This is a genomic window from Micromonospora sp. NPDC005215 (assembly GCF_040607915.1).
In the GTDB taxonomy this organism is placed as follows: domain Bacteria; phylum Actinomycetota; class Actinomycetes; order Mycobacteriales; family Micromonosporaceae; genus Micromonospora.
Genome location: NZ_JBEXHQ010000006.1, coordinates 140,906 through 165,997, shown reverse-complemented (window position 1 = coordinate 165,997; position 25,092 = coordinate 140,906). Strand labels below are relative to the sequence as shown.

General features: G+C 70.6%; 22 protein-coding genes. 12 read left to right on the top strand and 10 right to left on the bottom strand.

The annotated features are described in order from the left end of the window. Positions 1-268: 268 nt before the first annotated feature. The gene (locus ABZU25_RS08125; protein WP_355028599.1) at positions 269-769 is read left to right on the top strand and encodes a hypothetical protein; all 501 of its coding nucleotides are present in this window, start codon (positions 269-271) and stop codon (positions 767-769) included. A 135-nt stretch (positions 770-904) separates the two neighbouring features. Next, on the top strand, positions 905-2,146 hold the full coding sequence (locus tag ABZU25_RS08120; RefSeq protein ID WP_355028598.1) for an ATP-binding protein: 1,242 nt from the start codon (positions 905-907) through the stop codon (positions 2,144-2,146). A gap of 24 nt (positions 2,147-2,170) precedes the next feature. Here the strand turns inward: ABZU25_RS08120 and ABZU25_RS08115 are convergent, their stop codons facing one another. Beyond that, a complete protein-coding gene (locus tag ABZU25_RS08115) occupies positions 2,171-2,719 on the bottom strand; it encodes an N-acetyltransferase (protein WP_355028597.1) in 549 nt (182 codons plus the stop codon). A 132-nt stretch (positions 2,720-2,851) separates the two neighbouring features. On the opposite strand from ABZU25_RS08115, the gene ABZU25_RS08110 reads away from it, so the two are divergent. Together ABZU25_RS08110 and ABZU25_RS08105 are read left to right on the top strand one after the other, a co-directional pair. Next, positions 2,852-3,397 (top strand): DoxX family protein, encoded by a 546-nt coding sequence (locus tag ABZU25_RS08110; protein WP_355028596.1) that lies wholly within the window; start codon positions 2,852-2,854, stop codon positions 3,395-3,397. Between the two features lie 215 nt (positions 3,398-3,612). Further along, positions 3,613-5,058, top strand: a complete 1,446-nt coding sequence (locus tag ABZU25_RS08105) for a glycosyltransferase 87 family protein (RefSeq protein ID WP_355028595.1) — start codon at positions 3,613-3,615, stop codon at positions 5,056-5,058. Positions 5,059-5,062: 4 nt separating this feature from the next. On the opposite strand, the gene ABZU25_RS08100 is transcribed toward ABZU25_RS08105, so the two are convergent. The 4 genes from ABZU25_RS08100 to moaC form a co-directional block, all read right to left on the bottom strand. Next, a complete protein-coding gene (locus tag ABZU25_RS08100; RefSeq protein ID WP_355028594.1) occupies positions 5,063-5,491 on the bottom strand; it encodes a molybdenum cofactor biosynthesis protein MoaE in 429 nt (142 codons plus the stop codon). Continuing rightward, positions 5,488-6,744, bottom strand: a complete 1,257-nt coding sequence (locus ABZU25_RS08095) for a molybdopterin molybdotransferase MoeA (protein WP_355028593.1) — start codon at positions 6,742-6,744, stop codon at positions 5,488-5,490. The genes ABZU25_RS08100 and ABZU25_RS08095 overlap by 4 nt, the downstream gene beginning before the upstream one ends. A gap of 74 nt (positions 6,745-6,818) precedes the next feature. Next, positions 6,819-7,289: a MogA/MoaB family molybdenum cofactor biosynthesis protein gene (locus ABZU25_RS08090; RefSeq protein ID WP_355028592.1), complete on the bottom strand. Its 471-nt coding sequence runs from the start codon at positions 7,287-7,289 to the stop codon at positions 6,819-6,821. Beyond that, complete coding sequence (moaC, locus tag ABZU25_RS08085; protein ID WP_355028591.1) at positions 7,286-7,777, bottom strand: cyclic pyranopterin monophosphate synthase MoaC; 492 nt, start codon at positions 7,775-7,777, stop codon at positions 7,286-7,288. The genes ABZU25_RS08090 and moaC overlap by 4 nt, the downstream gene beginning before the upstream one ends. Before the next feature lie 1,182 nt (positions 7,778-8,959). Here moaC and ABZU25_RS08080 point away from each other — a divergent pair. From ABZU25_RS08080 to ABZU25_RS08060, 5 genes are all read left to right on the top strand, one after another. Then, positions 8,960-11,476 (top strand): bifunctional diguanylate cyclase/phosphodiesterase, encoded by a 2,517-nt coding sequence (locus ABZU25_RS08080; protein ID WP_355028590.1) that lies wholly within the window; start codon positions 8,960-8,962, stop codon positions 11,474-11,476. Between the two features lie 67 nt (positions 11,477-11,543). Continuing rightward, positions 11,544-12,881 carry a glycosyltransferase family 87 protein gene (locus ABZU25_RS08075; RefSeq protein ID WP_355028589.1) on the top strand — a complete coding sequence of 446 codons (1,338 nt, stop codon included), beginning with the start codon at positions 11,544-11,546 and terminating at the stop codon, positions 12,879-12,881. Between the two features lie 41 nt (positions 12,882-12,922). Next, a complete protein-coding gene (locus ABZU25_RS08070) occupies positions 12,923-13,555 on the top strand; it encodes a phosphoribosyltransferase family protein (RefSeq protein WP_355028588.1) in 633 nt (210 codons plus the stop codon). A gap of 22 nt (positions 13,556-13,577) precedes the next feature. Next, complete coding sequence (locus ABZU25_RS08065; RefSeq protein WP_355028587.1) at positions 13,578-13,946, top strand: zf-TFIIB domain-containing protein; 369 nt, start codon at positions 13,578-13,580, stop codon at positions 13,944-13,946. Between the two features lie 104 nt (positions 13,947-14,050). Then, complete coding sequence (locus tag ABZU25_RS08060; RefSeq protein ID WP_355028586.1) at positions 14,051-14,725, top strand: maleylpyruvate isomerase N-terminal domain-containing protein; 675 nt, start codon at positions 14,051-14,053, stop codon at positions 14,723-14,725. Between the two features lie 23 nt (positions 14,726-14,748). Here ABZU25_RS08060 and dnaB read toward each other — a convergent pair whose 3' ends face one another. After that, positions 14,749-17,493 carry a replicative DNA helicase gene (dnaB, locus tag ABZU25_RS08055; RefSeq protein WP_355028626.1) on the bottom strand — a complete coding sequence of 915 codons (2,745 nt, stop codon included), beginning with the start codon at positions 17,491-17,493 and terminating at the stop codon, positions 14,749-14,751. Between the two features lie 383 nt (positions 17,494-17,876). On the opposite strand from dnaB, the gene ABZU25_RS08050 reads away from it, so the two are divergent. Next, a complete protein-coding gene (locus ABZU25_RS08050; RefSeq protein ID WP_355028585.1) occupies positions 17,877-19,421 on the top strand; it encodes a hypothetical protein in 1,545 nt (514 codons plus the stop codon). A 136-nt stretch (positions 19,422-19,557) separates the two neighbouring features. Here ABZU25_RS08050 and rplI read toward each other — a convergent pair whose 3' ends face one another. From rplI to rpsF, 4 genes are all read right to left on the bottom strand, one after another. Then, on the bottom strand, positions 19,558-20,004 hold the full coding sequence (gene rplI, locus ABZU25_RS08045; RefSeq protein WP_355028584.1) for a 50S ribosomal protein L9: 447 nt from the start codon (positions 20,002-20,004) through the stop codon (positions 19,558-19,560). A 14-nt stretch (positions 20,005-20,018) separates the two neighbouring features. Further along, complete coding sequence (gene rpsR, locus ABZU25_RS08040; protein ID WP_051723758.1) at positions 20,019-20,300, bottom strand: 30S ribosomal protein S18; 282 nt, start codon at positions 20,298-20,300, stop codon at positions 20,019-20,021. After that, the gene (locus ABZU25_RS08035; protein WP_355028583.1) at positions 20,300-20,848 is read right to left on the bottom strand and encodes a single-stranded DNA-binding protein; all 549 of its coding nucleotides are present in this window, start codon (positions 20,846-20,848) and stop codon (positions 20,300-20,302) included. Before ABZU25_RS08035 ends, rpsR begins: the two co-directional genes overlap by 1 nt. 81 nt (positions 20,849-20,929) lie before the next feature. Continuing rightward, entirely contained in the window at positions 20,930-21,220 is a 291-nt protein-coding gene (rpsF, locus tag ABZU25_RS08030) for a 30S ribosomal protein S6 (protein WP_036411437.1), read from the bottom strand. Positions 21,221-21,858: 638 nt separating this feature from the next. On the opposite strand from rpsF, the gene ABZU25_RS08025 reads away from it, so the two are divergent. Together ABZU25_RS08025 and ABZU25_RS08020 are read left to right on the top strand one after the other, a co-directional pair. Continuing rightward, complete coding sequence (locus ABZU25_RS08025; protein WP_355028582.1) at positions 21,859-22,650, top strand: deoxyribonuclease IV; 792 nt, start codon at positions 21,859-21,861, stop codon at positions 22,648-22,650. Then, a complete protein-coding gene (locus ABZU25_RS08020; RefSeq protein WP_355028581.1) occupies positions 22,647-25,082 on the top strand; it encodes a hypothetical protein in 2,436 nt (811 codons plus the stop codon). Before ABZU25_RS08025 ends, ABZU25_RS08020 begins: the two co-directional genes overlap by 4 nt. Positions 25,083-25,092 lie beyond the last annotated feature (10 nt).

Genomic DNA, 25,092 nt, shown 5'->3' with positions numbered 1-25,092 from the left:
CGGGGATGACATGACGACCTACGGACCAACGGGATCCGATCAGCCGGACGACCCGTACCAGCGCCCGCCCACCGGGCCCGACGGCCCGCCAGCGGTAGACCCGACAGTGCCCCAGTGGGGCGCCCCGCCGCCCGCCGAAGATCCGGCCAGGCAGCAGTGGGGCCCGCCGCCGCCCGCCGCGACGCCGCCAACCGCACCGATGTGGGGCCTGCCGCCGTCCTCCGGTCCGGATTACCCGCCCCCCGGACCGTTCCCACCGGCTGGACCGATGCCGGGTCAGCCGCCCGCACCGTGGGGCCAGCCGCCGCCGGCCGGCTACGGGATGCCACCCGTCGCGCCGGTGCGGAAGACCGGCCGCAACGTCGCCCTCATCGTCGCGCTGGTGGTGCTGCTCGTGCTCTGCCCGTGCCTCGGCCTGGCCGGTTGGGCGGTCTGGAGGGTCGCCGACGCCGCCAACGACACGCGGACGCCGTCGACGAGCGCGCCGGTCGTCCCGCCGGCCCTGCCCAGCGACGCGCCGAGGTCGGGCGCGCCGACCCCGGACGACGAGCCCGACACGGGCGACTGCGTGGTGAACGAGGGCACCGAGCAGGAGGCGGAGTTGCGCAAGGTGCCGTGCGGCCCGGACACCTATCAGGTGTTGTTGCGGATCGCGGCGACCACCGACGCGGACCAGTGTGAGTCGCTGGCACCCGAGGCGAACGCGACCTACGTGGACGACAACTCGGTGGACCTGTTCGACTACGTGCTGTGCCTGCGGAAGCGGTAGTCCGATTGCAAAAACTAGGGCTGTCTAGCGTGGATGCTAGACAGCCCTAGTTTTTTCTCGACGGTCTCGACACGCCGATAACCCCATCTATCCATGTCTAGCCCCGCAGCTAGACGGCCCGATACTCTGCGATGCGTGGATCCGGTCCGCAACCCGTACGCGCCGGGCGCCGGCCAGCGTCCGCCCGAACTCGCCGGGCGGGGGCGGGAGCTGGACGTCTTCGACATCGTGCTCGAACGCATCGCACGGGGACGACCCGAACGCAGTCTGATGCTCACCGGGCTGCGTGGCGTCGGCAAGACGGTTCTGCTCAACACCCTCCGGTCGCAGGCGATCAACCATCTCTGGGGCAGCGGCAAGATCGAGGCACGACCGGATCAGTCGTTGCGCCGCCCGGTCGCCGCCGCGCTGCACATGGCAGTCCGGGAGCTGGCGCCCCGACACCGCGCACCCGACCGGATCGACGCGTTCCTCGGCGTTCTCAAGGCGTTCGCCCAACGGTCCACCCCGACCGGCCGGGCCGGCGCCGCCCCCAAGCTGCGCGACCGGTGGCAACCCGGCATCGACGTGCCAGCGGCCAGCGGCCGGGCCGACTCCGGCGACATCGAGATCGACCTGGTCGAGTTGCTCAGTGACGCTGCCGCGGTGGCCAGTGACGTCGGCACCGGCATCGCGATCTTCATCGACGAGATGCAGGATCTCGGTCCGGAGGACGTGTCGGCGCTCTGCGCGGCCTGCCACGAGCTGTCCCAACTCGGCGCGCCGCTGATCGTCGTCGGCGCCGGCCTCCCGCACCTGCCAGCGGTGCTCAGCGCCGCCAAGTCGTACTCCGAACGGCTGTTCCGCTACCAACGCATCGACCGGCTCGACCGGATCGCCGCCGACCAGGCGCTCTGCGCGCCTGCCGAGCGCGAGGACGTCGAGTACGAGCAGAAGGCACTCGACCTGCTCTACGAGAAGTCCGGCGGCTATCCCTACTTCGTCCAGGCGTACGGCAAGGCGACCTGGGACCACGCGCCGCGCTCGCCGATCACCGCGGCGGACGTGCGGGTCGCCGCACCCGAGGCGGAAGCCGAGTTGGCGGTCGGGTTCTTCGGCTCCCGGTTCGAGCGGGCCACCCCCGCCGAACGTGAGTACATGCGGGCGATGGCCATGATGTCCGCTGTCGAGGACGAGTCCGGGGCGGTGATCCGCGACGACATGGACGCCGCGGTGCCCACCGCTGAGATCGCCCGGGCACTCGGCCGCAAGCCCGCCAGCCTCTCCCCGGCGCGGGACGCGCTGATCAAAAAAGGGCTGATCTACTCCGGCGAGCGGGGCACTGTCGCCTTCACGGTGCCGCACTTCGGCCGGTACCTGCGCACCCAGCCGGCCTGACCGCCGACCGGGGTGTGGACGCGGTCAGACCTTCGACCAGGGCGCCGGAAAGAGCACCTCCCCGCGCGGCGGAGGCCCCTCCTCGCTGGTGGACGGCGGCAGCACCAACGCCTGCCAGGGCTCACCGAGACCGGCCCACGGGCTGGTCAGGCCCAGCTCAGTCGCGGGGCTGAAGCCGAACCGGCGGTAGAAGGCCGGGTCGCCGAGGACCACGACCAGCCGCTCACCCAACTCGGTGGAGGCGTCCAGGGCTGCCTGCACGACCGCCGTGCCGTGCCCGACGCGCTGCCGGTGTGGCGCGACCGCCACCGGACCGAGCGCCAGGGCGGGTACGTCCGAGCCCCGCTCCGGCCGCACCCGCACCCGGGTGAGCAGCGCGTACCCGACCACCTCGCCGCCGTACTCGGCGACCATCGCCAGCTGCGGCAGCCAGGCGGTGGTGCCGCGCAACTCGTCGACCAGGCTGACCTCCGGCGGCGTCGCCACGTCGGGGCGGGCGAAAGCGGTGGCCAGCACGCGGCGTAGCGGACCGGCGTCGGCCGGGTCCTCGGGGCGTAGCCGCAGCGTGGTCACCCGCGCGACGTTACCCGCCTCGGCCGGTCCATCCGTGACGGTCGCTCCAATCGGCGTGGCGACGTGTATGAACACCGATCCGATCCGACCGTTGCCGGGGTAGCAAACGCCGCGACGGGGTATGACTGATCCATGACGCCCGTACGCTCCCTCGCCCGCGCCATGTTGAGCGGCATCTTCGTGGTCAGCGGGTATCGCAACTTCCGCAATCCGGCGCGGCTGGCGCAGGCCGCCGCACCGGTCACCGACAAGGTCGCGCCGCTGTTGAAGAAGGCGCACCCGAGCTTCCCCACCGACACCGAGACGTTGATCCGACTCAACGCGGCAGTGCAGGTCAGCGCCGGGCTGATGCTGGCTACCGGGCGGTTGAGTCGACCCGCCGCGCTGGTCCTCGCCGGCACGCTGGTGCCGGTGACCATCGCCGGGCATCCCTTCTGGAACACTGACGACCCCATCGCCAAGAACAACAACCAGATTCACGCCCTGAAGAACCTCGGTCTCCTCGGCGGTCTGCTGTTGGCCGCGGCCGACACCGGTGGCAAGCCGGGTCTGCGCTGGCGGACCGGTCACCGCATCGGCCACTCTCGACGTTCCGTGCAGCGCGCCGTCCGTACCGCCCGACGAGAAGCCCGGATCGCCGTCCGGTCCGCGTCCACGGCACGTCGACTGCCCGGCTGACCTGCATCGATGCCTCTCTGTGCCATCCCCACCCCCCGCTAAGGCCGCGAATTACCTGAACCACCCGGTAGGCGTTAACGCGGTGGAAATGTCAAAAACATGTGTGGGATCGGACACGGTCGCATAACGCGGGAGGCACTGACGTGAGGCGCCGCTCTAGGCTCCGTGCAGGACCTGGACGGGTAGGACGACCTTGGTATGGGGGTGGCCACGCCATGCCGACGGCTGTCGGTAGTCGGGCGGACCGCCTCGCCCCAATCCAACGCGTGACGCGTCGGATCGATCGCAAGAACGTCGTACGGGGTGCCATCGTGGTCGCCGTCGCCTACGCCGCATGGCTCGCCATCGGCGCGTTCGGGCGTCCGTACAACTTCTTCGACATGAAGATCTACCACGGTGCCGTGGTGTGGTGGGCGAGCGGTCATGAGCTCTACGAGTTCATCGCGCCCGGCACCACCCTCGGTTTCACCTACCCGCCGTTCGGCGGGCTGGTCATGCTGCCGATGGCGCAGCTTCCGATCGAGGCCGCCGGCATGGTCAACGCCGTCGCCAGCATCGCCGCGCTGGCGCTGGTGCTGGCGGGGCTGCTCCGCCCCATCGTGGACCGGCTGGGGTGGCCACTGTGGTTCACCGTGGCCGTGGCGGTGCCGCTCGCGGTCGCCATCGAGCCAGGTCGGGAGACGCTCGGCTACGGCCAGGTCAACATCCTGCTGTTCGCGTTGATCATGGCTGACCTGATCGGCCTGCGCTGGCGCTCCCGCCGGGGCACCCACTACGCCGCGACGGACGGCCCCCTGCTGCGTTTCCTCTACGGCGGAGCCTGGGCCGGCGCCGGGATTGGCCTGGCCACCGCGGTCAAGCTCACCCCGGCGCTCTTCATCGCCTACCTGCTGATCACCCGCCAGTGGCGGGTGGCGGCCACCGCGATCGGCACCGCGATCGGCGTGACGGTGGCGACCTTCGGGATCGTCGGTGACGAGTCGCGGACGTACTTCGGCAGCGTGCTCTGGCAGACCGAGCGGGTCGGCGCGGCGGACATGACGCCGAACCAGTCACTCGCCGGCCTGCTCGCCCGCCTGTACGACTCGATCGAGACCCCCGGGCTGCTCTGGCTCGCCTTCTCGGTGCTGATCCTGGCGCTGGGCCTGTCCCGGGCAGCCAGCTCCCGTGCCGACGGGGACGAGTTGACAGCGTTCACACTGGTCGGCCTCACCGCGAACGTGATCAGCCCGATCTCCTGGACGCACCACCTGGTCTGGGTGATCCCGGCGATCATCGTGCTGGCCGACGCCGCCGTGCGCCGCCGGGAGGCGAGCCGGACGATGCCACCGCGCGCCGGCCAGGGGCCCGTGTTCGGCGGGTTGCCCGGGGTCAACGGGCTCCGCCCGCCGATCTGGTATCCAACGCTGACCGGGCTCCGGCACGGTGGCGCCGCGATCGGGCTCTACCTGCTCTTCCTGATCTCCCCGATCTGGCCGTACGAGCACCAGTTGCCGGAGATGTCGCACTACCAGGACGGTCTCTTCGGAGCCCTGATGGAAAACTCGCTCGCGCTCGCGCTCATCGTGCTGGTCGCCGCGCTGCCCTGGCGTCCGGGTGCGGAGCCGGCGTTCTACGGCGACCGGCTCGCCCGGACCGTGGCGGTCAACGGCCGCCGCTGAGCGGTCAGGGGCAGTTGACCCATTCCTCGGTGCCATCGGTGAAGACCTGCCGCTTCCAGATCGGCAGGCGCGCCTTGGCCTCGTCGACGAGCCGCGCGCAGGCCGCGAAGGCCGCCGCCCGGTGCGCCGTGCTCACCGCTGCGACGAGCGCCACGTCACCGATCGCCAGGGAGCCGACCCGGTGCGAGACCGCCACCGCATAGACGTCGGGCTCCGCGGCGATCTCGGCGGCCACCTCGCGCAGCACCTGCGCGGCACTCGGGTGCCCCTCGTATTCCAGACTGGTGACCTGCCGACCATGATCGTGGTCGCGGACCACGCCCTGGAAGGAGACCACGGCACCGGCCCGGCGGTCGGCGACCGCCGCCTCGTGCGTGGCGAGGTCGAGCGGCTGATCGGTGATCTCACCGAAGGTGATCGTCGGCGCGGTCATGACGAACGCTCCCCAGGAAGCAGCGGCAACGGCACGATGGGCACCCGGTCGCCCGGCTCGCCAGTGGTGCCGGGCCGGATGACGGCGAACCCGTCCGCGCCGGCCAGGCCGCGCAGCATCGCCGAGCCGACGTGGCGCACCGGGGACGCGGTCCCGGCGGCCCGGTCCAGTCGGACCAGGGCCAGGTGGGTGTGGTCACCGCGACCGGGCACCGCCTCCGCCAACGTGGCGTGCGGCAGCACCGGCATCGAGCGGCCCTGCAGGCCGGCGAGCAGCGGCGCGACAAGCGACACCAGCGCGACGATTGCGGACTGTGGGTTGCCCGGCAGCCCTGCCACGAACCGGACCCGCCCGTCGGGGCCGGCCAGCCGGGCCAGCAGCATCGGGAAACCCGGGCGAACCGCCACCGTGTTGACCACGTAGTCGGCGCCGAGCGCTTCCAGGGCCGGGTGCAGGTGGTCGACCGGGCCGTTCATCGTGCCACCGGTGGTGCAGACCAGGTCGGCACCGGCCAGCGCCGAACGCAGGGCCGCCACGTGCGCGGACAGTGTGTCGGCCACCGGGCCGACCACGTCCGATGGGCGGACCTGGCAGCCGTAGCGCCGCAGCCACGCGGGCACGGCGGGACCCAGCGCGTCGCGGACCCGACCGGCCGCAGGCGGGCCCGCGGTCAGCAACTCGTCGCCGAAGACCAGCAGCGCGGCGCGCGGCGCCCGGCGGACCCGCAGCGTGTCGTGCCCGCAGGAGGCGGCCAGGCCGATCACCGCCGGATCGACAGGCGTGCCGACCGGCAACAGCTCCTCATCGGCGTACGCCTCCTCGCCGGGCTTGCGCCACTCCGGCGTCTCCCGGGGTACGCCGCTGACCAGACCGTCGACAGTCGTGGACTCCTCCACACGCAGCACGGCGGTGGCACCCTCGGGCACCATGGCCCCGGTCGCGATCTCAACGGTCGTGTGGTCCTCGGTGAGCGGCGCGGGGGTGCTGCCGGCCAACACCCGGCCGACGATGCGCCACGGGCTGCCGCCGCGCACCGCCCAGCCGTCCACGCTGGAGGTGGGGAAGGCGGGCAGGTCGGTGCGGGTGGTCAACGGCTCGGCCAGGGTCGACCCGTCGATGTCGGCAAGTGGTCGGGCGAGGGCGGGCAGCGCGGCGGCCAGACCGACCGCGTAGACCCGCGACCGCGCCTCCTCCCACCCGGCTGGCGGAGGTGCGGCGATCCGATCCGCGGTAGGTGCGGTTTCCGTGCTCACCGGCCGAGCCTATCGGCACGGACCGACACCCGTCCGAGCCTGGCGTGGACCGGCCGGTGGTCTCCGCCGCGGATTCAGTGGTCTCCACCGCGAAGCTGGTCGACGGTGTGCCCGAGGATCGGCCCGAGCACCGCCAACCCGTCCCGAGCGCCACCGGTCGAGCCGGGCAGGTTGACCACCAGCATCCGGCCGGCGACCCCGGCCAGGCCGCGGGACAACACCGAGGTGGGCACCCGCTCGCGGCTGTGCGAGCGGATCGCCTCGGCGATGCCGGGGATCTCGTAATCCAGCAGACCCCTGGTGACGTCCGGGGTGCGATCCGTCGGGGTCACCCCGGTGCCACCGCTGGTCAGCACCACGTCGACACCGTCGGCGCGGGCGGCCCGCACGGCGGCGCCGACCGGCTCACCGTCGGGCACCACCACCGGCTCGTCGACCTGGCATCCCAACTCGCGCAGGCCGGCCACGAGCAGCGGACCGCTGGTGTCGGCGTAGACGCCGGCCGCGGCCCGGTTGGACGCGACGATCACCCGGGCCCGGATCACTGCCGGTCCTCCGGCCGGACCCACTCGCCGGTCTTGCCGCCCTCCTTGCGCAGCACCCGGACCGCCTCCACCGAGGCCGCCGGGTCGACCGCCTTGACCATGTCGATCAGAGCGAGCCCGGCGACGGCGACAGCGGTGAGGGCCTCCATCTCCACCCCCGTGCGGTCCGCCGTGCGGGCGGTGGCCGTGATCTCCACGGTGTCGGCGGTCAATCGCAGGTCGACAGTGACGCCGTGCAGGGCGATCGGGTGGCACAGCGGGATCAGGTCGGGGGTGCGCTTCGCGCCCATGATCCCGGCCAGCCGACCGACCGCCAACGCGTCGCCCTTGGGCAGCCCGTCGCGGTGCAGCAGGTCGATGACCTCGGGTGTGGTCCGCAAACGGCCGGCCGCGACGGCCAGCCGGCCCGTCACCGCCTTGTCGGAGACGTCGACCATGCGGGCCGCGCCAGCGCGGTCGACGTGGCTGAGCTGCGCGGGTTCGGTCACGGCCGTGAGCCTATCGGTGCGGTACGACGGCGTTCGGACCCAGCGGTATCGCGCTGACCGCAGCGTCGGGTGCTGACGGCGCACCGGTCGGACGCCGCTTCTTCCGCACCGACCCGCCACCGAGCCAAGGCGCGCTCCAGGTGAACCGGCCGTCAGCGCTTCCCGACCCGCGTTCCGTTCCAGCTCGAAGCGAAAGACGTCGACCCGTTCCGGGTCGACAACGAGTCGATAGCCGATGCGTTGGCGTTGGATGGCACCCTGACCGGCCGGGAAACCTCGAAAGTCCGGCGCAGATTGGCCGCACGGGTCCACCCATTAGCCACAGCTGATCGCGGTGGGCAATCGACCCATAACTCATCGAGCGCTGTCGTAATGTCACCAGTCGAGCGGGCCGCACTGCGAGCATCGCGAAGATTGTCTGCTGTTCGGGGCGTACCGAGGCGCAGCATGCGGGTAGACAGTTGCACCTGAATCTCCACCGGTTCCCTGTTCCAGCCCTGCCACGTACTCAGTCGATCACGCAACGAAGTCTCCGACCCCTCTTCGGTGACGTGCTGCTGACGGGCGAAGGAGGATGGCCGTTGGTGACCTCAGGATTACCGTGAGGAGGGCCGCTTGATTGCCTATCCGCAGCTGCACCGTGTCGGCGGCAAGTTGCATCGGCACCGGCCGGGACGCAAATACCACGTCGTCGCCCTCGATCCTCGAAGACTGACACCTTTACCCCGCCTGCCTGACACCCCGGAGGCGTCAACTCTGCCCATGCCGCCTGCACGCCTGTCCAAACTCCGGATGAGGCAACTCCTGGGGTACCACGGACCCAGCTAATAACGCGACCACCACCTCGTCGGATACCGTCTGCAGTTACCAGCTGTCCCACGAATCCAGCACGGGCGAGTTCGACCGCACTCCGTTCAGTAGCGATGGACAGAACGTCACAAACAGTCTCCAACTTGGCTAATGTTGCGCATACCGACATTTATTCTTTCTAAGCAGCCAATCCTTCTCTTAAGCTGCCTTTCCGAGGAAGACCTCCCCTTTGGGTAGGTCCTCGAATTGGCTTAGCGAGAAGGGGGCAACGCGATGCGCGGCAGCGAGTGGAACTGACCCCTCGACCGGGGACGTGCACGAGCCTCGAACGGTAGGCTACGAGCACGGCAGAGGCAGGTCTTCGGGAGTGGCATGACCCTTCCTGAGCGACGAGAGATTGAGACCGATCGGCGGCTACGGCTGCTCGTCGGTCTCGTCGTCGTTGTAGCAGCCATCATCACGGCCACTTCACTACCGGTCGCGGCGCGCTCGGCGATGACCGCCACACCGACCAACATCGCGATCCTCGTCGTGCTCACCGTCGCAATCGCCCTGGGAACCCTTGTCAAAGCAAGGGTGCGGATCCGGTCCACCACCCACTCGATCAGTTGGACCGAGGCCGCGATCATCATTGGCCTTGCCATCGCTCCGGCCCAGTCGGTGGTCCTCTGCACCGCGGTGGGCATCACCTTCGCCTCGCTCCGGCTGCCGCCGATCAAGATGGCCTTCAGTGTGGGCAAGAACGTCATAGTGGCCTGGGGTGCCGGCATCACGCTGGCAATGACGGCCTGGACCTGGCCACCCGAGAGCACCGTCGCCCTGATAGTGCCGGTAGCCGCCTCGTACCTGGTTGCGGCACTGCTTGACGACCTACTGGCCATCCCGGTCATCGCGCTGGCATCCTCCACCAAGATCTCAAAGCAGTTCCGGACCAACCTCGACCTCCGACTCGCCGGCTTCGCCGTACGGTTCGTCGTGGCGGTCTGCACGCTGCTGATCCTCGACGCGAACTTCAAACTCCTGTTGGCCATTCCGCCACTCGTGCTCAGCCTGCACCTGGGCTACAGCACAAGAATCCGTTCCCGGACCGAACAACAGGCGTGGCAGCGCCTCGCCCGCACCACCGACGCGCTCAACGTTGTCGACCTGGACACTGTCCTCACCACCGCCGTCACCCAGGCCGCCGAGCTGTTCTCCGCCGACGAGGTCGAGATCGAGCTGCGCGACGGCGACCGCGCCGTGCGCGGCGGCACCGGCGGCATCACCTTCGACGGCCCCATCGGCAAGCCCACCGACGTGGACGGCACCATCGTCCCCACCCCACTCGAAGGGCACGACCGCACCGTCGACGTCGGCGTGCTGCGACTGCGCTTCCGCGGCCCGGTGCAGCTCTCCGAACGGGAGCAGTACACCCTGCGCACCTTCGCCTCCGCGCTCTGCACGGCCGTGCGCAACGCCCAGGCGTACGCCGAACTGGCCCGGGTGGCCAACGAACACGCGTACGCCGCCGCCCACGACGCGCTGACCGGGCTGGCCAACCGCCGGCACCTCCTCGACGAGGGCACCGAGCAGTTGAGCGCCCGCCACGCCGACGGGGTGACCGCACTGGTGCTGATCGACCTCAACCACTTCAAGGAGGTCAACGACACCCTCGGTCACGCCGCCGGCGACCAGGTGCTGGTGCAGGTCGCCGACCGGCTACGGGGCGCCGCGCAGACGAATGACCTGGTGGCCCGCCTCGGCGGCGACGAGTTCGCCGTACTCCTGCGCGGGCTGCCGGCCCCGGCGGTGGCCGCGCACCGGGCCGAGACGCTGCTCGCCGCTCTGCACGAGCCGTTCGAGTTGGACGGCATGCGGATCAGCGTCGAAGCCAGCGGCGGCATCTCCGTCGCCCCGTCCAGCGGGGGCATGGCCGAGCTGTTGCGCCGCGCCGACGTGGCGATGTATCAGGCGAAGCGTGCCGGGCAGAAAACCTCCACCTACGCCACGACCCGGGACACCGCTGACCTGGGCCGGCTCGCCCTCGGCGGCGACCTGCCCCGTGCGGTCGCCGACCACGAGTTCATCGTCAATTTCCAACCGATCGTCGACCTGGGCACCGGCGAGGTGACAAGCGCGGAGGCGTTGGCCCGCTGGCACCACCCCTCCCACGGCATGATCGACCCGCTGCGTTTCCTGGAGGCGGTGGAGCGGTCCGGTCTGCTGCCGGCCTTCGCCGAAGCGATCCTCGACCAGGCACTGATCGCGGCCGTCACCTGGCGTGACGCCGGCTTCGACGTGCCGGTCGCGGTCAACGTGTCCCCACGCAGCCTGCTCGACGCGCGGTTCCCCGGCTCGGTGCTGGCCCGCCTGCGCGCCCACGACCTCCCAGCGGACCGGCTGGTGCTGGAGTTGACCGAGACGCTCACGCTCAGCCAACTCGACGTGGTCGACCGAGTGCTCAGCCGGCTGCGTGACGAGGGTGTCCGGTTGGCGTTGGACGACTTCGGCACCGGCTACTCCTCGCTCTCGCTCCTCTCCCGCATCCCGGTGCACGAGTTGAAGATCGACCGAAGCTTCGTGACGACGATGGAAAGCTCAGCGGAGGCCGCCGCTGTCATCCGCTCCACCCTCGACCTGGGTCGCAGTCTCGACCTGGCGGTGGTGGCCGAGGGGGTGGAGAGCGAGCTGCAAAGGCGGGCCCTCTGGGAGTTGGGCTGCGTCGCCGGCCAGGGCCACCTGTTCGCGCGGCCGATGCCCGCCGGCACCCTGCTCGCGGCGATGCAGCGAGGCTCCGGCGGGCGTCCCGGCGCCCTCGTCGCGCCTCTGCACGACGCCGGCGCGGTGATCCGGTTGAGCCAGAACCGCCGCCAAGCCGGCCGCGCCCGCCTCCCGCACCTGCCCGCCTGACCGGGCACCGGCCGACCGCGCCACACGGTTCGGTGCAGGTGCCGCCCGGTCTGCCAGACTGGCGCGCGTGATCGACGACGCCCCGACCGCCCGCCGCCATCCCTGGCACTGGCGGACGCTCGACACCGCCGCCGGCGGACTCGCCGTCGACCTCGGCCTCTACGCCGTCTCGACCATCTTCGCCGCGATCACAGCGGTCACGTCGACCCTGCTGCCGCACCGGGCCTGGGGCGCGGTCGCCGCCGTCGGATACCTGGTCGCGACGCTGGCGGTGATCACCCAACTCCTGCTGCGCCGGCACCACCCGACCGCGCGGCTGGCCGGTCCCGGAGCCCGCTGGGCGATCACCGGGCTCACCTGGGCGGGCACCGCACTGCTGCCCCTGCTCTGGCAGAGCATCGAGCGGGCCAACGGACGCACCGACCGGGCACAGGAGGAGGTGCTGGTCGTGGAGCACGCCGGCACCCGCCTCCTGGAGCACGGCACGCCGTACCTCGGACCCGACGCGATCGCCGCCCTGCCCCCCGGCGAGCAACTGCTCGGCTACACCCCGTACCAACCCGGCATGGCAATCTTCGGCCTGCCCAGGGCCCTGGCCGACAACTGGTGGACCGACTCCCGAGTGTGGTTCGCGGTCGGCACCGTGCTGGCGCTCACCCTGGCCGTGGCCGCCCTGCGCGCAACACCGGCCACCGCACTCCCCGCTCAGGCGCACCGGCGAGACGCCGCGCTGCTGCGCGGCGTGCAGGCCGCCACCGTACTGCCCATCTGCGCCCTCACCCTCGCCACCGGCGGCGACGACCTCCCCGTACTCGCGCTCTGCCTGCTGGCCCTCGCACTCGCCGCCGCCGACCGACCCGGCCGGGCCGGCCTCGCGGTCGGGCTGGCCGGCGCGCTGAAGCTCTTCGCCTGGCCGGTGGCGCTGGTCCTGATCGTCTGGGGCCTGACCCGACGCGGCGGCGCCCGGGTTGCCGCCGGCGCGATCGGCCTGCCCGTCGCCGCCCTGATCCCCGCGATGCTTGTCGACCGCGACGCGCTCACCGAAAACGTGCTGCGCTTCCCCCTCGGCCACGGCCTGGTCACCAGCCCCGCGCAGTCCCCGTTCCCCGGCCACCTGATCGCCACCGCGCTCCCCGCCGGCCGGCTCGTCGCCGCCGCGCTGCTGGTCGCCGCCGGCGTGGCCATCGCCGTCCGGCTCGCCCGCCGCCCGCCCCGCACCGCCGTCGCCACGGCGCTGATCTGCGGGTACGGGCTGCTCGCCGCCATCGCCCTGATGCCCTCGACCCGCTTCGGCTATCTGCTCTACCCGATGGCCCTGCTCACCTGGGCACCCGCCCTGAACCGCCCGGCCGACACGCCGGCCATCCCCCTTCCCGACCTGTCCGCTCGGACCACATCCGCGTAACTGCTGCGCGCGACAGCCCGCCAGGGCGTAGACCTGAAGGCATGACGACGTACCGCGACCGGGCCGACGCCGGCCGGGTGCTCTCCGAGCGGCTCACCGCACTCGTCGGCGACCCGGACGTGGTCGTCCTCGGCCTCGTCCGGGGCGGCGTACCGGTCGCCCGGGTCGTCGCCGAACGACTCGGCGCACCACTGGACGTGCTTGTCGTCCGCAAGCTCGGCATGCCGTGGGCCCGGGAGGTCGCCTTCGGCGCGCTCGGGCCAGGCGGTGTCCAGGTGCTCAACGACGCGGTGGCCAGCCGACTCAGCAGCGACGACATTGCCGAGGTCAGCCAACGGGAGCAGGCCGAACTGGCCCGCCGGGAGCGGCTCTACCGAGGTGGTCGCGCACAGTTGGACCTCACCGGGCGGACCGCGCTGATCATCGACGACGGCCTGGCCACCGGCGCGACCGCCCGCGTCGCCGTGGAGGTCGTCCGCCAACTCGGGGCACACCGGGTCGTGGTCGCCGTCCCGGTCGGCGCGCAGGAGGCGTACGAACTGCTCGCCGCAGAGGCGGACCAGGTCATCTGTGCCCAACGCCCACCGGAATTCGGCGCGGTGAGCGTCTACTACGAGGACTTCCACGAGGTGTCCGACGAAGAGGTCACCGAGGCGCTCACAGCAACCGCTTAGGTCGACCAGGTACCGTCGGGCGATGAATAGTCTCACCTGTCCGAAGTGCCACGGAGAAATGCGCCAGTACGAGCGCAGCAGCGTCGTGATCGACCAGTGCGGGGAGTGCCGGGGCATCTTCCTGGACCGCGGCGAGTTGGAGAAGCTGTTCGAGGCGGAGGCCAACTGGAGCCGCCAACAGACCGGTGGCGCGCCGCCGCAACCCACCCACCAGCCGGCCGGCTACCCGCCTCCGCCGCCTCCGCACCAGCCCGGATACGGTGCCGTCCCGCCGCCCCCGCCCGGCTATCCGCCGGCGCCGGCCTACGGCCACCAGCAGCAGCACCACGGCTACCACGGGCACTACCGGCAGAAGAAGCGCAAGGGCTTCCTCGACGAGATGTTCGGCTGAGCCAGACCGACCTTCCGCCCGGGTCGATCCACGTGTCGGCCCGGGCACACCACCCGGGCCATTGATCGTTGGTGGGCGCGATGCTTCATGCGAGGCTGCATCGCATGACCGCGATCCGACCGAACGAGGCGCTGGCCCAGGCGTACGACGGGATCACCGCGGTGGTCGGCGACCTGGACGACGCCGGCCTGCAACGAGCCACCCGCTGCCAGGGCTGGCTGGTCGCGGACCTGCTCCTGCACGTGCTCGGCGACGCCCAGCGTGCGCTTGTCGCCCTGGCCAGCCCCGTCGACGGGCCAGCCGACGTCGACGACGTCAGCTACTGGCGCGACTTTCCGGCCGACGACGAGAGCATCCGGCACGCCTGGTGGGTTCGCCGATCGGCCGCCGCGTTCGACCGTCCGACCGGGATCGTTCGGCTCTGGCGGGACACCGCCCCGGCGGCGGTCCGCGCCGCCGGGTCAGCCAACCCCGAGGGGTACGTGACCACGCAGGGGCACGTGCTGCGCGTACCCGATTTCCTCGCCACCCTGACCACCGAGGCTGTCGTCCACCACCTGGACCTGACCCCGGAACTGCCCGGCGCGCCGCGGCCCGGCCCGCTGGCCGTGCGTGTCGCGGTGGCCACCCTGGAGGGCCTGCTCAGCGACGACACGGTGCGCCCCGGCGGTTGGGACGACAAGGATTTCCTGCTGAAGGCCACCGGGCGCATGCCGCTCACCGATCGGGACCGGTTGGAGTTGGGCGAGTCGGCGGGCTGGTTTCCGCTGCTCGGCTGATCGACGGCGGGGTGCCGCGCCGGTCAGCCGATGGCCATGTCGACGAAGCGGGACAGGTGCAGCTGGGCCGCGACGGTCACCGTGTCGGTTGGCCCATTTCGATGCTTGGCAATGATGAAATCCGCCTCGCCCGCCCGCGGGGACTCCTTGTCGTAGTAGTCGTCACGATGCAGAAGTATGACAACGTCGGCATCCTGCTCAATTGAGCCACTTTCGCGCAAATCGGACAGCTGCGGTCGCTTGTCGGTGCGTTGCTCCGGGCCACGGTTCAGCTGGCTGACCGCGATCACCGGGCACTCGACCTCCTTGGCCAACAGCTTCAGGCCACGGGACAGGTCGGCGACCTCCTGCTGGCGACTCTCGGTGCGCTTGGGCGAGGTCATCAGCTGCAGATAGTCGACCACGATCATCTTGAGATCGTGCCGCTGCTTCAATCGCCGGGCCTTGGCCCGGATCTCCATCAGGTTCATGCTCGGCGTGTCGTCGACGAAGAGCGGCGCCTCGCTGATCTCACCCATGCACCGGGCCAGCTTGGTCCAGTCGTCGTCGGAGAGCTGCCCACTGCGCAGCACGTGCAGTGGCACCCGCGCCTCGGCGGAGAGCAGTCGCATGACGATCTCGACCTTGCTCATTTCCAGCGAGAAGATCGCGGCGGCCTGGTTGGCGCGAATAGCAGCATGTCGAGCAAAGTCCATGCTGGCGGTGCTGTTGTGGGTAGGGATCATCGCCCGGCTGGCCAGATACAGGTGTTCGTCGTTGTCGACAGTCACGCACCGGACCGGAACGCTGGCAACCGGCCGGACGTCGACGATGAACCGCGAGGTGGTCCGAACATCGGAGGTGGTGCGGCGGCGCTCGGCGTGCGCATCCTGCTTCCGGTTGAGTCGGAAGATGACATCCGCTGTGGAGAAGTTCAAGGTGTACGCGATTGACGACTCGCGGGTGCGGCCGCGTACCGGCTCTGCGTTGACCGTGCAGCGGTAGCCGAGGCTGACGATCAGTTCGCGTACGTCATCAGCCAGCCGCTTCGAGGTCGACGTGTACTGCAGGTTACCGGCGGGGGCCACAGTCCCATCGGTGTCCATCAGCCCAGCGAGCAACGCTCTGCGCTGAGCCTCGGAGGCCCGCAGGTAGGAACCCGGGATGTGTTTGTTGGAAGCCACCCCGACCTGACGCAACAACCCGAGGAAGGAGCCGTTCCGGTGACGGCAGCCGGCACACTTCCTGGTCGAAACCATCGGCCCGCTGGGCCGCACGACGAAGCCGTCCGCCTCGACGTGCGTGACCATCTCCGGATCTGCCGTGGTGCAGCGGCTGGCGCCGCTGTGCCCGTCACCGAGCCACGTTCCCAACGTGTAGGGCGGGATCAGCAGCTCCCGGTCCGGGAGTTGAATGGGCGCGCAATTCTGTACGGCATGGTTGAGCCGCCGCTGGGCGGTGTCAGTACGCAGCGTGGCCGCGATTTCAGCAGTGGTGACGACACCATCGTGGTCGGCCCGGCTGCCGGCGTTGACCTCCCGCTCGGCTCGTTCGAGAAGCGCGGTCAGCAGCGGACCGGCCGGGTAGCCGGGCGCAGTCCAGTTCCGCGTTCCGCCGTTGCGGACGATGGGGCGGCCGATTCGGCCGATCGACGCGACCTCACGGGAGACCGTGTGCAGGACATGCCGGAACTCCGGCCCGACCTGCTCGATCGTGTCGAAGAGGGTGATTGGTTGGTTTTGCGTGGTGCTGAGCGTCTTGTGGGCCGCGCGTACGTTAGCCAGCGACGACTCGGACCAGTGCCGCCTCTGCCGCGCCGGGCTCTGCCGCCGGCTCGCCCGGGTGGTCGTCTTCCACAGATGCTCCGCGTCCGCCACGATCACGGTGCCGTCCGAGAACTCGACCTCGTAGCAGGGACGGTCGCGCATCACGTCGAAGGCGTGTGTGACAGTGGTCGGGGAGCCGTCGGCAGCCAGTAGCTGATCGCCCGCCTTGACCTCGCCCATCGTGGTCCAGCCGTCCGGGGTCGGCAGTGGGGTGTCGAGCGCGAGCGCCTTGCCCAGACCGGGCCGACCCGCCACGATGATCAATTGTCCGGCGTGCAGGCCGTTGAGCAGCCGGTCCAGGTCGCTGAAGCCGGTGGGCACACCGGTCATCATGCCGCCCGTCGCGCCCACGGCCTCGATCTCGTCCAGCGTCGGCTGCAACATGTCGGCCAGGATCGCGAAGTCCTCGCTGACCCGTCGTTCGGTGACGTCGTAGACGGCCTGCTGGGCGAGGTCCACGACGTCGTCGACATCGCGACTGCCGCCGCTGGCGGTGCCGTAGCCCAGTTGCACGATCTTGGTGCCGGCCTCGACCAACCGCCGCAGCACCGCGCGTTCGCTGACGATGCGCGCGTAGTAGGCCGCGTTCGCGGCGGTCGGCACGCTGGCGATGAGGGTGTGCAGGTAGGGTGCGCCGCCGATGCGTACCAGGTCGCCGGAATCGGCGAGCGCCGCCCCGACCGTGATCGAGTCGGCCGGCTCACCCCTGCCGTAGATGTCGAGGATGATGTCGAAGATGGTGGCGTGCACCGGCCGGTAGAAGTCGTTTGTCTTGAGGATCTCGACAACGTCGGCGATGGCGTCCTTGGAGAGCAGCATGCCGCCGAGGACGCACTGCTCGGCGGCAACGTCCTGGGGTGGGGTCTTGTCGAACTGGCCGTCTCGTTGCGCGGGTGGCTGGCCGCCACCGGACCGTGACTCCGCCCGCATGTCGTCGGTGACCGACACGGGTCCCCCCTCCACTGCGCCGGATCTGATTCCAGCTCTACCGCTGGGGTACGACACTTCACCTTCGACCAGGCCGGTCGATCGGGGGCCATCGTGCCGGCGGTCGAGGGCCAACCATACGGACCCCGAGGTCAGAGACTCAACAAGGCCGGTGGACGAGCCTCGGGACAACCTGTGGATGCCGGTGGACATGATGTGCGCAGGGTGTGCACATCCTGTGGATAACCATTGGGGATTTCTTAGCCTTAGGTCGCTGACCTGCGGCAACATGCTCCCCAGCCTGTGGAGGAGAATATTTCGGTCGGGCCTGTGACACGATCGTCCCGTACTATCTCCAGCGAACGGCTACACCTGGACAGCGGATTCCGCTTTCGGTTCAGAAGGGTCACACTCCGGCCGTGAATTACCGGGACTGGGGACGCGGGGATGGCAGCCCGCGCGAGCGCCAGCCGACCGCCTCGTGGGGTGAGCGCGCGGCGTCTCTTCCGGTCGATCCATACGACGAGGACGGTCGCTACCGCACGTCCAGCCGGCGGCGCGCACTGGACCGCGGCCAGGACGAGCCTGTCGACGCCTACCTGCCCCGGTGGGCGCTGGAGTCGGGCGTTCGGCACGCTGACGGCGGCGGTCGCCACGCGGCGCCGGACGAGAACGAGGACGAACGCGAGCCCGAGCGGCCGATCTCCGGTGCCGGACGGCGGTCCATCGAGTCGTCTGGCAGCCGGCAGCGGGGCAGCGAGACGAGTTGGCGGGATCGGGCGGCGATCGGCGCGGCCCCCGAGTCGGACCACACCCGGGAGTGGACCCTCGACCGTCCGCAGGAGCAGGGGTACGCCGGCCGCCGACGCGCGGACGCCGGGGAGGACGAGCCGGTTTCCGGCGCTGTCCCGGACCGCCGTCCCCGCCGCGCGCCCGCTGGCCGTCCGCAGGTTATCTGGTCGGGCGGGGATCTGGAGTCCGCCCCGAGCGAGCCGGTGCCGGGCCCGGAGGTGACCCGTCCCACCCGGCGAAGCCGCCGTGCGGCGGAGGAGTCGTGGTCCCGGCCGGCGGCCGATCCGTGGGCACGTGGGTCGGATCGGGTGGCCGAGCCCGAACCGTCGTACCCGCCCGCGGTGGACCCGTGGGACGCCTCGGGGGTGCACGCGTGGCCGCCCGGGGCCGGTGCTGACGGCACGGATCTGAGCGAGCAGTGGTCGGCGGTGGAGAGCGTCGGCGGCTGGGAGCGGTCCGACCGCACCGGTCAGTGGGAGCGGTCCGCGATCGAGGACGACCAGTGGGACCGTACGCTGCCGCCGCGCTCCGACCGGGCTGCCGCGGCCGAGGGGTGGCCCGCCCGGGACGACGGGTTCTGGTCCGGCACCCGGCTGGCCGGCGATGATCCCAGATGGACGGATCCGCTGCCGTCTGCGCCCCGCTCGCCGGTGGTGGGCTATACGGCCCCGAGGCCGCGCAGCGCGGCTGTGCCACCGGTGGGCGCGCCACCGCGTCGGGCGGAGCGGCCGGCGGCCGGGGCGGCGTCGGTGCGGCGGCGGGTCGAGTCGGCGGCCACGGGTGCCTGGGCTCGCCGCCTGGAGGACGACCTGCTCGACCCGGATCCGGGTGGGCCCTTCCGGCCGTTGCTGTACACGGCGGCCTGTTACCTGACGCCGGCGGTGCTGATCTTCGTGTGGCTGTTGACCTTGGACAGTCAGGCGCCGGCTGGTTGTGTGACAGACATCAGCGGGGGTGGGTGCGACTCACCTCGGTCCCGGGCGTTGGAGTCGCTGCTCGCCGGCTCGCCGCGCTTCGGGTTGGCGCTGGTGAGCAGTCTGGTGGTGGCGGCGCTGCTGCGTCGGGTGGGCACGACGTGGCGTTCGGCGACCATCGCGCTCGCCGCCGCGGTGGTGGGCGGTGGCCTGTCCACGGTGCTGATCAGCGCGGTGACCGGTCAAGCGATCGGCTGACCGGCCGGCGGGCCGGGGCCGCGCCGGGCCGGGGCCGTGCCGGGCCGGGGCGGCGCCTGAACGCGGGCCAGACGACGTACGCACGAGGGCCCGCACCGATCGCTCGGTGCGGGCCCTCGTGATGGTGTTGCGAACGTCAGCCCTGAAGGACGTTGAGGTTGAACGACGCGGTCACCTCGGGGTGAAGCTTGATCTTCACCGGGTAGCTGCCGGTCGACTTGATGTGACCGGGCACCTCCAGCCGGCGACGGTCGAGGACCGGGCCGCTGGCCGCCTTGACGGCGTCGACGATCTCGGCCGGAGTGACCGAGCCGAAGAGCCGTCCGCCGTCGCCGGCGCGGACCTTCAGGTTGACCTTGAGACCCTCGAGCTGAGCCTTGACCTCGTTGGCGTGGTCGAGGTCGCGGATCTCGCGGGCCCCACGGGCCCGCTTGATAACCGTGACCTGCTTTTCCGCGCCCTTGGTCCAGGCGATCGCGAAGCCCTGCGGCAGCAGGTAGTTACGGCCGTAGCCGTCCTTGACCTCGACGACGTCGCCCGGGGCACCGAGGCCGGACACTTCCTGAGTCAGGATGATCTTCATATCGGTGCCTCCTCTCAGCGGGTGGTGGCCGTGTACGGCAGGAGCGCCATCTCACGGGCGTTCTTGACCGCACGAGCGATCTGACGCTGCTGCTGCGAGGTCACGCCGGTCACCCGACGAGCGCGGATCTTGCCGCGATCGGAGATGAACTTGCGCAGCAGCGCGGTGTCCTTGTAATCGATGTAGGCGATCCCGTCCTTGTCGAGCGGGTTCACCTTCTTCTTTGGCTTGCGCAGTGCCGCAGCCTTGGCCGTTGCACGTGCTCCTGGTTTGCGATCGCGAGCGCTAGGCGCCATTAGAACGGTGGCTCCTCGTCAAAATTGGCGCCCGAACCGGCACGCGCGGGAGAGGGAGAGGGAGCGGCCGAAGCCCAGGGGTCGTCGAAGTTGCCTCCGCCGCCACCCTGGCTGCCACCGCCACCGCCACCGCCGCCACCGAAGCCGCCGCCACCGCCGCCGGAGCGGGACATCTTCTGCACCTTCGCCGTGGCGTAGCGCAGCGACGGGCCGATCTCGTCGACCTCAAGCTCGATGACAGTGCGCTTCTCACCCTCGCGGGTCTCGTAGGACCGCTGACGCAACCGGCCCGACACGATCACCCGAGCGCCACGCTGCAGCGACTCGGCGACGTGCTCGGCGGCCTGACGCCACACGGTGCAAGCGAGGAACAGCGGCTCGCCGTCCTTCCACTCGTTCGACGCCTTGTCCATGAATCGGGGCGTCGAAGCGACTCGGAACTTGGCGACCGCAGCCCCGGAGGGGGTGAACCGCAACTCGGGGTCATCGGTCAGATTGCCGATGACCGTGATGGTGGTGTCTCCTGCCATGACCATCTCCTCGCGCACTCAGCGTCTCGTCGTACAGGCTCCCAGAGCCCTCTGACAGAGTCGCGGAGGCTGATCCGGACGAACCGGGGGTTTGAAGGCTTAGCGCATTTCCGGTCGGAGGACCTTGGTGCGCAGCACGGACTCGTTGAGACGCAGCTGACGGTCCAGCTCGGCCACCGCAGCAGGCGTGGCCTGCAGATCGACGACGGCGTAGATGCCCTCTGCCTTTTTGTTGATCTCGTACGCGAGGCGCCTGCGGCCCCACACGTCGGTCTTCTCAACCGAGCCACCCGCGGTCCGAATCACGTTCAGGTACGTGTCGAGCGACGGGGCGACGGTGCGTTCCTCGAGGCTGGGGTCGAGGATCACCATGATCTCGTAATGACGCAAGACGTGCTCACCTCCTGTGGGCTAAGCGGCCACGGTCCTTCCGTGGCAGGAGGTCGTGCGTCGCTGCCCGCACGTGCCGGGGGAACCCGACCGGACGCGGACAACCTGGCCAGGATACCCGGTCCGAACGATCATGCCCGGGGCGGTCGGGTCAGCACCCGGACATGCTGACGGGGGTCCACCGCCCGACCGTGCACCGATCGGTGGTGGACCCCCGTCCAACGAGGCCGCGGGGCGTCCCGTCCGCATTCCTTGGGTGGGACCTGGGGAGGAACGACCACACCGATGAGGTTGGACTGGAGACGCCCCGCGGAGCTTTATCGTGTTGTTATCTGACGATACAACAGCACTCGTACCTTGTCGGAGGAAAAAGCACAAATTTCCGAGATTCTTCGTCGGTCGGAATCCGCTTGACGGAAGGGGTCACCCCCGCCGCGCCGGGCCGCGTGGCGGAGGCAACCTCGCTGTCGGCCGTCGACCCGGGTCGCCGTACGCGGCGCTCGCACCGCCGGCTGGCCGGGCAGTGGTCGCCGGTTCAATCCATCAACGACCGTCGGTCCGAGCGGTGACGTGAACGGCGCGCGACATCGCCCCGACCGTCGCGGCGGCGGTCAGGGTCGCGACGTAGGCTCGCTCGCATGCGTATCGGAGCCCACGTCGACTCGACCGACCCGCTGGCGGAGGCGGCCGCCCGGTCCGCCGACACCGTGCAGTTCTTCCTCTCCGACCCCCAGGGATGGAAGGCGCCCAAGCCTCGGGAAGACGCCGAGCGGCTGCGCGCGGCCGAGGTCGACCTCTACGTGCACGCGCCGTACGTCATCAACGTGGCGACCCTCAACAACCGCATCCGGATTCCGAGCCGGAAACTGCTGCTCGGGCACGCAAACGCCGCCGCCGCCATCGGCGCCAAGGGCCTGATCGTCCACGGCGGGCACGTCAACGCCGGGGACGACCTGGCCGTGGGCTTCGACAACTGGCGCAAGACCTTCGCGTACGCCGCCGACTCCGGCGGCTTCGGCGTGCCGGTCCTGATCGAGAACACCGCCGGGGGCGACAACGCCTGTGCCCGACGACTGGACGCGCTCGCCCGACTCTGGGACGCCATCGGCGACCACGAGGTCGGCTTCTGCCTGGACACCTGCCACGCGTACGCGGGCGGCGAGGAGCTGCTCGGGCTCGTCGACCGGGTCAAGGCGATCACCGGACGGATCGACCTGATCCACGCCAACAACTCCAAGGGCGCGTTCAACTCCGGGCAGGACCGGCACGACAACCTGGGCGGCGGAACGATCGACCCGGAACTGGTGGTGGCGGTGATCCGGGCGGCCGGAGCGCCGGTGGTCGTCGAGACACCGGGAGGTGTGGCCGGTCAGGCCGCCGACATCGACTTCCTCCGTGAGCAGCTCGGGACGGAGAGCCGGCCAGCATGACGACCGGACAACCCGGGACCGGTAAGGCCCGGCCCGCCCCCGCCGGCCCGGACGCCGAGATCCGCCCCGCCACCGCGTCCGCAACGGGCACCCCGGCCCGGCCGGCCCGCGCCTCCGACACCGTCCCCGACGACGCGCCCGCCGCGGAGAGCGCCGCGCACCGCCCGCGCTTGGCCGACGGTACGACGTCAGGGGACGCCGCGAACGGCAGACCCACGGGTGCCAGCGCCGCGACCAGCGACAACGAGCCTGGCCCCGCGAAGAACGATGCGACCGAGGACGGCAACGCGACAGCGGACAGCGACTCAGCCCGCGGCTGGCGTGAACGGGGGCGTGGTCGAGCACGGCGCTGGTGGGCCAGGGGCGCAACCACCACCGAGGACGGCACGAAGGACAACGCTGCCAAGGACGACGAGGCGGCCAAGGCCGGCACCACCAAGGCGGGCACCACCAAGGCCGGCACCACCAAGGGCGCCAACACCAAGGCGAACGCGACCAAGGTCGACGCCACCAAGGCGAACGCGACCAAGGTCGGTGACCCGGTCAAGGACGGCGACACCAAGGACGATGCGGCCGAGAGAGGTGGCACGGCCACGGGCGAGAAGGCGGGCCAGGCCAACGGTCAGACGCAGACCGATGGCGAGACGAAGCCGGCTGACCCGGATCGTTGGGAGGCGTTCGCTTCCGCGCCGGAGCCGAAGCCGTCCATCTTCAGCCGGGCCGGCCGGGCCGTCGGCCGATTCCTGATCCACGAGTGGACCCTGGCCGCCCTCGGCGCGCTGGCACTGGCCGTGCTGATGACCTGGCCGACGCTGCGCTACCCGCGCTACACACTCCCGCAGGACTACTGGGATCCGAGCCTCCAGGCCTGGCAGATGGCCTGGTCGGGGCACATCCTGCTGACCGACCCGGCGCACCTGTGGCAGTCCAACACGTTTTTCCCCGAGCTGTGGAGCTTCGCGTTCTCCGACACACTGCTCGGGTACGCCCCGGCGGGGATGCTCGGCAGCGGCCCCGAGGACGCGATCCTGCGTTACAACATCATGTTCGTGCTGGCGCACGCGCTCGCCACGTTCGGCGCGTACGCCCTGGCTCGACAGCTCGGCGCCGGCCGGATCGGTGCCGCCGTCGCCGGTGTCGCCTACACCTACGCGCCGTGGTTGCTGTCCCAGGCCGGGCACCTGCACGTGCTCTCCAACGGCGGGATCCCGCTGGCGCTGGCGATGTTGGCGCGCGGGCACGGTTGGTCACTGCGGCACGGTTACCGACCCGAGCAGCGACACGACGGTTGGGTCTACGGCGGGTGGCTGGTGGCGGCCTGGCAGCTCAGCCTCGGCTTCGGCATCGGGCTGCCGTTCGCGTACTTCCTGGGCGGCGCGGTGCTGGTCGCCGTCGTCCTCTTCTACGTGCGGCGGCTGCGCACCCGCCAGGCCGTGCCCTTCGGTCGCCGGTTGTTCGTCGCCAACGTGCTCGGTGGGGTGCTGTTCGCCGGTGTGGGTCTGCTGATGGCGTTCCCGTTCTTCCGGGTCACCGAGCTGCACCCGTACGCCGAGCGCACCATCGACGACGTCAGCATCTTCTCGCCGCCGGCGTCGGGTTTCGTGACGGCGCCCGCGGAGTCGTGGATCTGGGGTGGGCTGCACGAGGGTGCCCGTGCGGCGCTGCCGTGGCATCCGGAGATGACCCTGTTGCCGGGCTTCGTGCTCTACGCGCTCGCCCTGGGTGGGCTGTTCTTCTCGGTCTGGCGGCTGCGGCACCGACTGCTGCTGCTCGCCGGGGTGCTGGTGACGATGGCCTTCGCGATGGGCACCCGTTTCTTCGACGGCACCTTCACCTACGTGCCGCTCTTCGAGCACGTGCCGGGCTGGAGCGCGCTGCGTACCCCGGGTCGGTTGATGCTGTGGACCACGTTGTTGCTGGGCCTGCTCGCGGCGGGAGCGGTCACCGCGCTCACCGACCGGGTCCGCGAGCTGACCGCGCAGCGGATCCCGTCGTGGCCGGGTCCGTGGCTGCGGATGGCCACGCTGCTGCCGCTGCTGCTGGTGACCGTCGAGGGCCTGAACAGCACCCCGCACCCGGTGGTGCCGACCCAGCCGGCGGCGCTGCGCGCGGCCGAGGGGCCCCTGCTGGTGCTGCCGAGCAGCCAGAACCTGGACCAGCACGTGATGCTCTGGTCGACCAGCGGGTTCCCCGATGTGGTCAACGGCGGCAGTGGCTTCACCCCCCGTCAACTTGACGACGTCCGTCGGGTGAGCCAGTCGTTCCCCAACCAGACAAGCGTCGACTACCTGCGCACGCTCGGCGTCCGGACGGTGGTGCTGCTACGCGCCAAGGTGCCCGGCACGCCGTGGGAGATCACCATCGACGCGCCTGTCGAGTCGCTCGGCATCACCCGTCAGGAAGTCGGGGACGCCGTCGTCTACCGGCTCTGACGCGGGTTTG